Source organism: Streptococcus sp. HMSC072C09, assembly GCF_001813105.1.
Taxonomy (GTDB): domain Bacteria; phylum Bacillota; class Bacilli; order Lactobacillales; family Streptococcaceae; genus Streptococcus.
In genome coordinates this window covers 328,910-338,477 of sequence record NZ_KV811501.1, presented here as the reverse complement: position 1 = coordinate 338,477, position 9,568 = coordinate 328,910, and the positions used below count along the sequence as shown (strand labels likewise).

Genomic DNA, 9,568 nt, shown 5'->3' with positions numbered 1-9,568 from the left:
TTGTTTCAGGCACTTTTCTCACAGCGGAAAGTTTAAGTAGACGATTGAATCATTCTAACTAATAAATTAATTTATGAACCAATTTTTTATATTTTTTAATACAAAAAAGAGACTGGGACAAAAGTCCTAGCCTCTCAATTATTTTTAGGTTGTCGAGCAAGACGCAGTGGTTGAGTGGGCTCTACTACGCTGATTTCATCAGCTTTTACAGCCCTACTCAACTGTGCAGAGGTGGGACGACGAAATCGAATTCTAACGAATTACCGATTTCTGTCCCACTCTCTTTTTTGGTCTATTTTAAGTGGCAGTATTTGAAATCCAGCTTTTTAATTTGGTCCCAATTTTTTCGAGCCTCTGGTGGCAAGACGATGAGTTGCTGGCGCAACATAGTCGTGATTTCGAGATTTAAGGATTCGATGGGGAGGGCAATGGCTACGGAACTTTTTGCCCTCTGGATCTTGTCCATGCAATATTCAATATGATGGCAAGCTGCGCCGGTCTGTGATTGACGGCTAGCTGCGATTTCTTGTCGCATATTGGAGAGTAATTGGACCAATTCAGACTTAAGGAATTCGATCGTATCTGATTTTTCTTGAGCTAAAAGAAACATAAGCACACCTCCTTTTGCTATAGTTTAATACTAATTTATTAAAAATGCAAGGGGGTAAAGTAAAAAAAATAAAATTTTTTTAGAAAAAGATACAGAAAAAGAGAGGGCTCACTTCTCCCCACTAGAGACGGTCGAGTCCCTTATCTAAAAAATGGCTTTCCTCACTTGGGACGGGGTGTCTTGACAGAGGTCTGTAGCTACAAAAAAACTCCTGAAACATACTGGTTTCAGGAGTTGAGAGGCTTTGACCCGAAGGTCTCAAAGAAAAATATCGATTGATTATACAAGACCTTGTGCAATCATCGCGTTTGCGACATTTTCAAAGGCAGCAATGTTGGCACCTGCAAGGTAATCTTTACCAAGACCGTAAGTTTCTGCAGTTGTTTTAGCAGTGTTGAAGATGTTGGTCATGATGTCTTTCAAACGTCCGTCCACTTCTTCGCGTGTCCATGAAAGACGTTGGCTGTTTTGGCTCATTTCAAGAGCAGATACAGCAACCCCACCAGCATTGGCTGCTTTAGCAGGTCCGTAAAGAATACCATTTTCTTTGTATACGTTGATGGCATCGATGTTACTTGGCATGTTTGCTCCTTCAGAGACAACTTTCACACCTTGAGCGACCAAACGTTTTGCAGCATCGCCATCGATTTCGTTTTGAGTTGCACATGGAAGAGCGATGTCATAGTTACCAGCATAAGTCCATACAGAACCTTCGTAGTAAGTAGCAGTTGGTTTTTCAGCAGCGTATTCAGTCAAACGTGCACGACGTTTTTCTTTGACGTCTGTAAGAAGGTCGAAGTCAATACCGTTTTCGTCGATCACGTAACCGTTTGAATCAGATACAGAGATAACAGTTGCACCAAGTTCAGTTGCTTTTTGAAGAGCGTATTGGGCAACGTTACCAGAACCTGAGATCACGACTTTCTTACCAGCAAAGCTGTCGCCGTTGGCCTTGAGCATTTCTTCAGTGTAGTAAACCAAACCATAACCAGTTGCTTCTGGACGGATCAAGCTACCACCGAAACCAAGAGGTTTACCAGTCAAGACACCAGCATCAAATTGGCGAAGGCGTTTGTATTGACCGTAAAGGTATCCGATTTCACGTCCACCAACCCCGATATCACCAGCAGGGACATCAAGAGAAGGACCGATGTGTTTTTGCAATTCAGTCATGAAGCTTTGGCAGAAACGCATCACTTCAGCGTCTGTTTTTCCTTTAGGATCGAAGTCAGATCCACCTTTACCACCACCGATAGGAAGACCAGTCAAGACGTTTTTGAAGATTTGTTCGAAACCGAGGAATTTCAAGATCCCTTGGTTAACAGTTGGGTGGAAACGAAGACCACCTTTGTAAGGACCTACTGCAGAGTTGAATTGAACACGGTAACCACGGTTTACTTGGATGTTTCCTTCACGGTCAACCCAAGGAACACGGAAAGAAATTACGCGTTCAGGTTCTGTAATACGAGCCAAGATGTTTTCTTCGATGTATTCAGGATGTTTTTCAAAAACAGGTTCCAAAGTGCTGAGGAACTCTTCAACAGCTTGAAGGAATTCAGCTTCGTGGCCGTTACGAGCTTTTACAGTTTCGAAAGTGCTTTGGATATATTCTTTAGCAGTTGTCATGTTAATTCTCCTTTGTGAATGAAACGAAAACCAGCAAACCCGCTAGGGGAGTGGCTTTGAGACAGTTGACAAACAATGTCATGTTTTATTACATGGATCATTATAGCAGACTTTTTTTGGCTTGTAAAGAAAAAAGTTGAATTTTCTGAAAATTTTATCGCGACTAGGAAAGTCCGAATGTTTGGAAGAATTTTTAGCTTTGATTGTCCGGAAGCTTCCAAGTGATGGTATAATGAAAGAAGAAAATAGAGAGCATCCCGAACGATTCTGTTGGTGGTGTTTCAAAAAAGGAGTACAAGATGGTATCGACAAAAACGCAAATTGCTGGTTTTGAATTTGACAACTGCTTGATGAATGCGGCAGGTGTAGCCTGTATGACCACTGAGGAATTAGAAGAAGTGAAGAACTCAGCTGCTGGGACCTTTGTGACCAAGACAGCGACCTTAGAATTCCGTGCTGGTAATCCAGAGCCACGCTACCAAGATGTGCCGCTTGGTTCGATCAATTCGATGGGGCTACCTAACCAAGGGTTGGACTATTATTTGAATTACTTATTGGAGTTGCAAGAAACGGATCCAGATCGGACCTTCTTCTTATCTCTCGTCGGCATGTCTCCTGAGGAAACCCATACCATCTTGAAAAAGGTGCAAGACAGTGATTTTAAAGGCTTGACAGAGTTGAACCTATCTTGTCCCAATGTCCCTGGGAAACCTCAGATTGCCTATGATTTTGATACGACAGATCGGATCTTGTCTGAGGTCTTTGCCTATTTCACCAAACCTCTAGGGATCAAGTTACCCCCTTATTTTGATATCGTTCATTTTGATCAAGCAGCAGCGATCTTTAACAAATACCCGCTCAAGTTTGTCAATTGCGTCAATTCGATCGGAAATGGCCTCTACATTGAGGATGAATCCGTGGTGATTCGTCCGAAGAACGGATTCGGCGGGATTGGTGGAGAATACATCAAGCCAACGGCTCTCGCCAATGTCCATGCCTTTTACCAACGTCTGAACCCAGAAATTCAGATTGTGGGGACAGGTGGTGTCTTGACTGGTCGCGATGCTTTTGAGCATATCCTTTGTGGGGCTAGTATGGTGCAAATCGGAACGACGCTGCATAAAGAAGGAGTAGGAGCTTTTGACCGCATCACTGCGGAGCTCAAAGCTATCATGGAAGAAAAAGGCTACCAAAGCCTAGAAGACTTCCGTGGGAAATTGCACTACATTGACTAATCTTTCGAAAAACTTCCTCAAGTGGAAACTTGGGGAAGTTTTTTATGAGAGTGGGACAGAAATCGGTAATTCGTTAGAATTCGATTTCGTCGTCCCACCTCCGCACAGTTGAGTAGGGCTGTAAAAGCTGATGAAATCAGCGTAGTAGAGTCCACTCAACCACTGCGTCTTGCTCGACAATCTAGAAACAATTGAGAGGCTAGGACTTTTGTCCCAGCCTCATTCTGTTCCTAGTTTTAGGAATTTTCCATTTTTATAGAGAGAAAAAGGTGTACAATGGAGGTGAAAAGGAAGGTGATTTCTATGGAAGAAAGGGATGTGATTCAAGAGGCAAGGACGACGATCACCCTTCTTCAAACAGCCTTTTCTAAGGGATTCACCCCTAGTTCAGATACCCTTCGATTTCGAGAAAATCTAGATCAGATGTTGAAAGGTTTACGAAAGGCTAGGCGGGTAGACAATCGTCTGTTGATTGAGTTAGAAAAGTTTTATCAGACCGCCAGTCTATTGATTGGTCTGGGCGGGCTAGCATTGAACGAAGAAGCCTTTCAAGCTTGGCGAGCTTATGATCACTGGCATTACGAGGTTGTGAAGCCTCAGTTACAGGTCTACGGACCGACGGTGGTTTTGTAGTTGATGTGCCTTGAGTTTGTCCACAGATATTCAGAGGAGGTGTTGGTCATGGTAGTCCTTCATGATTTTCTACATCAGTTAACCCTATCGTTTTGGAACTTCTATTACTCGCTCTTTTTCTTATTTGAAAAATAAGAAGGATTGAATCCCTTTTACGTATAGTAGAAGGGATTTTTGATGCAGAATCCTTGAAAATCTGAGGCTCTTGGATTATGATGGAGCTAATAGATGTTAAGCGTTCCTCTTAGGGAATGCAGGAAGCGAGGAAAAAGATGGCAGAGATTTATCTAGCAGGTGGCTGTTTTTGGGGCTTAGAGGAATATTTTTCACGGATCCCCGGTGTAGAAGAGACGACGGTGGGCTATGCCAATGGCCAGGTAGAAACGACCAACTACCAATTGATCAAGGAAACGGATCATGCAGAAACTGTTCAGGTCATCTACGATCCAGATAAAATTACCCTACGAGCGATTCTGCTCTACTATTTCCGGGTGATTGATCCCTTGTCCATTAACAAGCAGGGAAATGATCGAGGCCGCCAATATCGGACCGGTGTCTATTATACAGACGAGGGAGATCATGAGGTGATTGCCCAAGTGTTTGCGGAAGAAGAGAAGCAACTGGGCAGTAAAATAGCTGTTGAGCTAGAGCCTTTGCGCCACTACATCCCAGCTGAGGACTACCACCAAGACTATCTCAAGAAGAATCCCGGAGGCTATTGCCATATCGATGTGACGGATGCTGACCAGCCCTTGATTGATCCGTCAGCCTATCAGAAGCCAGATCAAGAAACCCTAAAAGCGAAACTGACAGCAGAGCAGTATCAAGTCACCCAAGAAAGTGCGACGGAACGCCCTTTCCAGAATGCCTATGATCAGACCTTCGAAGAGGGGATCTATGTGGATATTACGACTGGAGAGCCTCTCTTCTTTGCCAAGGATAAGTTTGCTTCTGGCTGTGGCTGGCCAAGTTTCTCTCGTCCCATTGCCAAAGATGTTGTCCACTATTACCAGGACCATAGCCACGGGATGGAGCGGATCGAAGTTCGTTCCCGCTCAGGCAATGCCCACCTCGGCCATGTCTTCACCGATGGACCAAAAGACCAAGGTGGCCTACGCTATTGTATCAATTCGGCCTCGCTGCGCTTTATTCCAAAAGAGGAAATGGAGCAAGAAGGTTATGGATATTTGTTAAAGGCTTTGAAATAAGAGGGCCTTTCTAGTAGATCAAAAAACGGAGTTAATGATGAAAACAAGAAATTTGTGGTTAACGATTTTTTCACTTTCAGCTATGGTAACTCTGATTGGATTAGGATTTACTGCCTATAATCATTTTGTATTCCATCAACCTTTTATGAATCGGACGACAAAAGGGTTACTTTCGGCTTTTTTCCTAAGTCTTGTCATGGTTGCAATCAGCTTGTCCAAATCAAACGATAAGAAGTGATGATCGATCATTTACATGAATAACTGTGCAGGAGCAGGACAAAGAAGCGGTTCTAAACAATGGCGCTTCTGTTCTGCTCTCTTTTTTCTCTTCTTAAAAATTGTGATACAATGAAGAGAAAGTATTTCAATGACAGCTCAATTTGTTGGCGGATCATTGGAGAAACTAGGTACGAAGAAGAGGTAGGAATGTTAGAGAAGTGGGAGAGTGTGAAAGGGACTATCAAAACGATGGGAAAAGAGCTATCGGCAGCCTTTGACTGGGCTTTTGATCGTCTCTTTTCAAGGATTCAGCTGACCAATGAACAGTTTGTCTACGTGCTCTTGTCTGTTGTTTTCATCGTGGCCAATGCTATCTTGTGGGTGCAAAAGTTTCAAGGCTTTCCGATCACCGCAACGGAACGGCCAGAGCTTGTGTACAAGGCCAAGACACCGGCTGATCAGATTCCTCATACAGCTCGGATCATGGCCAATGGAGATCAGCTCTATCACGATCTGGTCTATATGAGTGCGCAAAAAGAAGATGGGACTTATGATTTTCATGAAAATTATGAGTATGTCAAACCCTGGCTACAAAAGGCGGATCTGGCCTTGGGCGATTTTGAGGGAACCATTAACCCGAATTACTATTTGTCAGGTTATCCTCTCTTTAATGCGCCGAGCGAAGTCGTACCAGCCATCAAGGATGCTGGTTATGATGTCATGGATTTGGGACACAACCATATCCTGGATTCAGGTCTAGAAGGAGTCTATTCGACAGCTAAGGCCTTTGAAGATGCAGGCATCACACCTGTCGGTGTTTACACGCATGAAAAGAGAGGCCAGGCCCCCTTGGTGATCAAGGAAGTGAATGGCATCAAGATTGCTATTCTAGCCTACGCTTATGGGTTTAATGGAATGGAAACGACCCTTACTCCAGAGGAGCAAGCAGATGTCTTGTCTGATCTGGATGAAGAGCGGATGAAGGCGGAGATCCAAAAGGCGGAGCAAGAGGCAGATATCACCATTGTTATGCCCCAGATGGGAATCGAGTACCAGTTGGAGCCGACAGAAGAGCAAAAAGAGCTCTACCACAAGATGGTTTCTTGGGGAGCTGATATTGTCTTTGGCGGGCATCCCCATGTTGTAGAGCCTGCTGAAGTGGTCAATAAAGATGGTCAAAACAAGCTTATCATCTACTCAATGGGGAATTTCCTGTCCAATCAGCGTCTGGAAACCATGGAGGGAGTGGAGACTGCCCAATGGACAGAGCGAGGGGTCTTGATGGATGTGACCATCGAAAAGGTTGGTCGCAAGACACGGATTAAGACGGCTACTGCTCATCCAACCTGGGTCAGTCGGACTCCGAAGGGCACCTATTCTCCTGAAGGCTATGACTTGTACAAGTACCAGACCTATATCTTGGAAGATTTTATCCAGGGTGGCAAATACCGTGACAAGCTGGATGAGGAGACCAAGGAGAGAGTGGACACGGCCTACCGAGAAATGAAGGAACATGTTCACTTGGACTGGCCTCAGAGCGGAAAGGAATAGAGCATGGAAGGAAATGTGAACTGGATCCCGCTTGGGATCCTAGGATTGATAGTGGTGATTTGGGCGACCAAATTTCTTACGGCCATCCGCCTCAAGCAAAAGCTGAAGAAGGCTTGGGATGGAGCGCCTTTCTTTCGCAAGAAAGATACAGAAGAAAGTTTGATAGACAGCCTGGCTTATCCGGCTAAGGGAAAGACGATTGATAGCCAAGTGGATGATCAGACCTGGCATGATTTGGCTTTGGATGCGGTCTTTGATCAACTCAACTATACCCAATCGAGCCTTGGGGCAGAGGCTCTCTATCAAAAAATGCGCCTGCTGGAATTTCAACCTCAGGACCAGCTTCATGACTTAGAAGCCTTTTTTGAAGAGCATCCTGATTTGCGCCTCAAGGTTCAGGTCATTTTCAACCAACTGGGCAAGAAGAACCACAACATGGCGCGGAGCATTGTCGCAAATCCCGGCAAGCATTATGCAGGTTTGCCCCTCTATCTAGCCTTGGCCTGTCTTCCCATTGTCTGTCTCTTTGCCATCCCCTTTGAGCCAGTCGTGGCCATTACCCTCTTGGTGATCAGTGTGGTCTTTAATATCGTCTTTTCGAGTTTGCGCAATTGGTCCAATAAAATCCGTCTGGATAATGTTAGCTATCTGGTCCGCATCTTTGCTTCGGCAGAACGCTTGAGCCATCTAGCCTTGCCACAACAAGAAGAACTAAAGCAAGCGGTCAAACCCTTTAAGAAAACGCGGATCCTTGCCAGTGTCTTGCAGAGTCCAACGGGGACCTCTGAGATGGAAATTGTTCTCCTCTACCTCAACGTCCTCTTTTTACTCCCGCAGATCGCTCAGGTCTATATTTACAATCAGGTGAAAGCTCATCAAAAAGAGGCCCAGAAGCTTCTGGATCTCCTTGGAGAGATGGAAGTCGCCATTAGTCTCTTGCGCCATAAGCGGGATCTAGAAGTGGTCTGCCAGCCAGTCTTTACAGAGACGGGTGGCATTGAGGGCGAGACGCTCTATCATCCTTTGCTGTCCAATCCGATTGCGAATGATGTGCATTTTCAGAAAAATATGGTCATCAGTGGGGACAATGCCTCCGGGAAATCGACCTATTTGAAGACTGTCGCCATCAATGCCATTCTGGCTCAAGGATTAGGCTTTGCCTATGGAGAAAGATTGGCCCTTCCTTACGGTCATGTCCTAACGGCTATGGATGTGAGTGATGATATTGAAGTTGGAGATAGTTATTTCATCACCGAAAGTAAAGCTATTTTGCGTATGATTCAGCATCTGAAAAAGCCTGGTTTTCACTACTTCTTTATTGACGAGCTATTTAAGGGGACCAATACCATCGAGCGGATCGGATCAGGTCTTGGGATTGTCCGCTGGTTGGCTGCCCAAAACTGCCTCTACATGATCTCCAGTCATGATATTGAGCTGGTCGCAGCCTCCGGTGAAGTCAATGATAATTACCATTTTGACAGTCGCTATGTGGATGGCAAGATCGTCTTTGACTACCAGATTAAGCCAGGGTCAGCTGTGACTAAGAATGCGGTAAATACGCTAGAAAGTCTGCATTATCCAGAGGAGATTACGCAAACAGCCAAGGACTTGATTGACCAGTATGAAGAGACGGGACACTGGTCTTTGAAAGAAATTGAAAAAGAATGAAAATGGACGAAGGAGTTTGTAAATGATCGGTTTAGGGACCTTCTATAATGCTTTAGGGGTCGTATTTGGTGGGCTTTTAGGATTGCTCATCGGTCAACGTTTATCAGAAGATTTTCATGAGACCCTTCTGAAAGTGACGGGTGTTGCTGTTTTTGTCTTGGGCATCGCAGGGACCTTGGAAAAGATGCTGGTGGTGCATGGAAGTCATGTGGAAAGTCACGGCAGTATGATGTTGATTCTGAGTCTAGTGATCGGGACCGTTATCGGGGAACTCTTGAAGATTGAGGAGGGCTTTGAGCGTCTGGGAACCTGGCTAAAGGAAAAGACGGGCAATCAAGGCGATACCAGCTTTGTTGATGCCTTTATGACCACGGCCTTGACCATTTGTATCGGGGCTATGGCGGTGGTCGGAGCTGTCCAGGATGGCCTGACAGGCGACACCTCGACCTTGTTGGCCAAGGCTATTCTGGATATGGTTATCGTTCTGGTCTTGACCGTTTCAAAAGGAAAAGGCGCAATCTTTGCGGTGGTTCCACTTGTGATCCTTCAAGGTTTGATCACGCTGTTGGCCCATTTGATCGCACCGATCATGACTCCACAAGCCCTTTCGAATCTGTCCCTAGTTGGCTCCAGCCTCATTCTCTGTGTAGGGATCAATCTCATATGGGGCAAACGAATCAAGGTCGCCAATCTCCTTCCGGCAGTGCTGATTGCCATTATTTGGGCCTTTGTTGGCTGAAAAATAGAAGCTAAGCAGTAGCTTCAGATTTAAGACAAAGTCATATTAAAAACTTTCCTTAGGTGAGTACGGACGTCAG

At 45.0% G+C, this 9,568-nt stretch carries 8 protein-coding genes; 6 read left to right on the top strand and 2 right to left on the bottom strand.

The genetic code is table 11. The features are described from left to right. Positions 1-292: 292 nt before the first annotated feature. On the bottom strand, positions 293-610 hold the full coding sequence (locus tag HMPREF2893_RS07295; protein WP_003016835.1) for a hypothetical protein: 318 nt from the start codon (positions 608-610) through the stop codon (positions 293-295). 279 nt (positions 611-889) lie between these two features. Beyond that, positions 890-2,236: an NADP-specific glutamate dehydrogenase gene (gene gdhA, locus HMPREF2893_RS07290; protein ID WP_003004977.1), complete on the bottom strand. Its 1,347-nt coding sequence runs from the start codon at positions 2,234-2,236 to the stop codon at positions 890-892. Positions 2,237-2,535: 299 nt separating this feature from the next. On the opposite strand from gdhA, the gene HMPREF2893_RS07285 reads away from it, so the two are divergent. From HMPREF2893_RS07285 to HMPREF2893_RS07255, 6 genes are all read left to right on the top strand, one after another. Beyond that, on the top strand, positions 2,536-3,471 hold the full coding sequence (locus HMPREF2893_RS07285) for a dihydroorotate oxidase (RefSeq protein ID WP_003016837.1): 936 nt from the start codon (positions 2,536-2,538) through the stop codon (positions 3,469-3,471). A 276-nt stretch (positions 3,472-3,747) separates the two neighbouring features. Beyond that, positions 3,748-4,104: a hypothetical protein gene (locus HMPREF2893_RS07280; protein ID WP_045759864.1), complete on the top strand. Its 357-nt coding sequence runs from the start codon at positions 3,748-3,750 to the stop codon at positions 4,102-4,104. A gap of 272 nt (positions 4,105-4,376) precedes the next feature. After that, a complete protein-coding gene (gene msrB / locus HMPREF2893_RS07275) occupies positions 4,377-5,312 on the top strand; it encodes a peptide-methionine (R)-S-oxide reductase MsrB (RefSeq protein WP_070675436.1) in 936 nt (311 codons plus the stop codon). Between the two features lie 426 nt (positions 5,313-5,738). After that, complete coding sequence (locus HMPREF2893_RS07265; RefSeq protein WP_070675376.1) at positions 5,739-7,082, top strand: CapA family protein; 1,344 nt, start codon at positions 5,739-5,741, stop codon at positions 7,080-7,082. Between the two features lie 3 nt (positions 7,083-7,085). Beyond that, positions 7,086-8,750: a MutS-related protein gene (locus HMPREF2893_RS07260; protein WP_070675374.1), complete on the top strand. Its 1,665-nt coding sequence runs from the start codon at positions 7,086-7,088 to the stop codon at positions 8,748-8,750. Between the two features lie 22 nt (positions 8,751-8,772). Next, positions 8,773-9,489: a DUF554 domain-containing protein gene (locus tag HMPREF2893_RS07255; RefSeq protein WP_070675372.1), complete on the top strand. Its 717-nt coding sequence runs from the start codon at positions 8,773-8,775 to the stop codon at positions 9,487-9,489. Positions 9,490-9,568 lie beyond the last annotated feature (79 nt).

What these genes read in the sequence shown, in the direction of transcription:
- HMPREF2893_RS07285 (WP_003016837.1), top strand. Translation starts at nt 2,536, where the DNA reads ATGGTATCGACAAAAACGCAAATTGCTGGTTTTGAATTTGACAACTGC.
- HMPREF2893_RS07260 (WP_070675374.1), top strand. Translation starts at nt 7,086, where the DNA reads ATGGAAGGAAATGTGAACTGGATCCCGCTTGGGATCCTAGGATTGATA.
- HMPREF2893_RS07295 (WP_003016835.1), bottom strand. Translation starts at nt 610, where the DNA reads ATGTTTCTTTTAGCTCAAGAAAAATCAGATACGATCGAATTCCTTAAG.
- gdhA (WP_003004977.1), bottom strand. Translation starts at nt 2,236, where the DNA reads ATGACAACTGCTAAAGAATATATCCAAAGCACTTTCGAAACTGTAAAA.
- HMPREF2893_RS07265 (WP_070675376.1), top strand. Translation starts at nt 5,739, where the DNA reads ATGTTAGAGAAGTGGGAGAGTGTGAAAGGGACTATCAAAACGATGGGA.
- HMPREF2893_RS07255 (WP_070675372.1), top strand. Translation starts at nt 8,773, where the DNA reads ATGATCGGTTTAGGGACCTTCTATAATGCTTTAGGGGTCGTATTTGGT.
- msrB (WP_070675436.1), top strand. Translation starts at nt 4,377, where the DNA reads ATGGCAGAGATTTATCTAGCAGGTGGCTGTTTTTGGGGCTTAGAGGAA.
- HMPREF2893_RS07280 (WP_045759864.1), top strand. Translation starts at nt 3,748, where the DNA reads ATGGAGGTGAAAAGGAAGGTGATTTCTATGGAAGAAAGGGATGTGATT.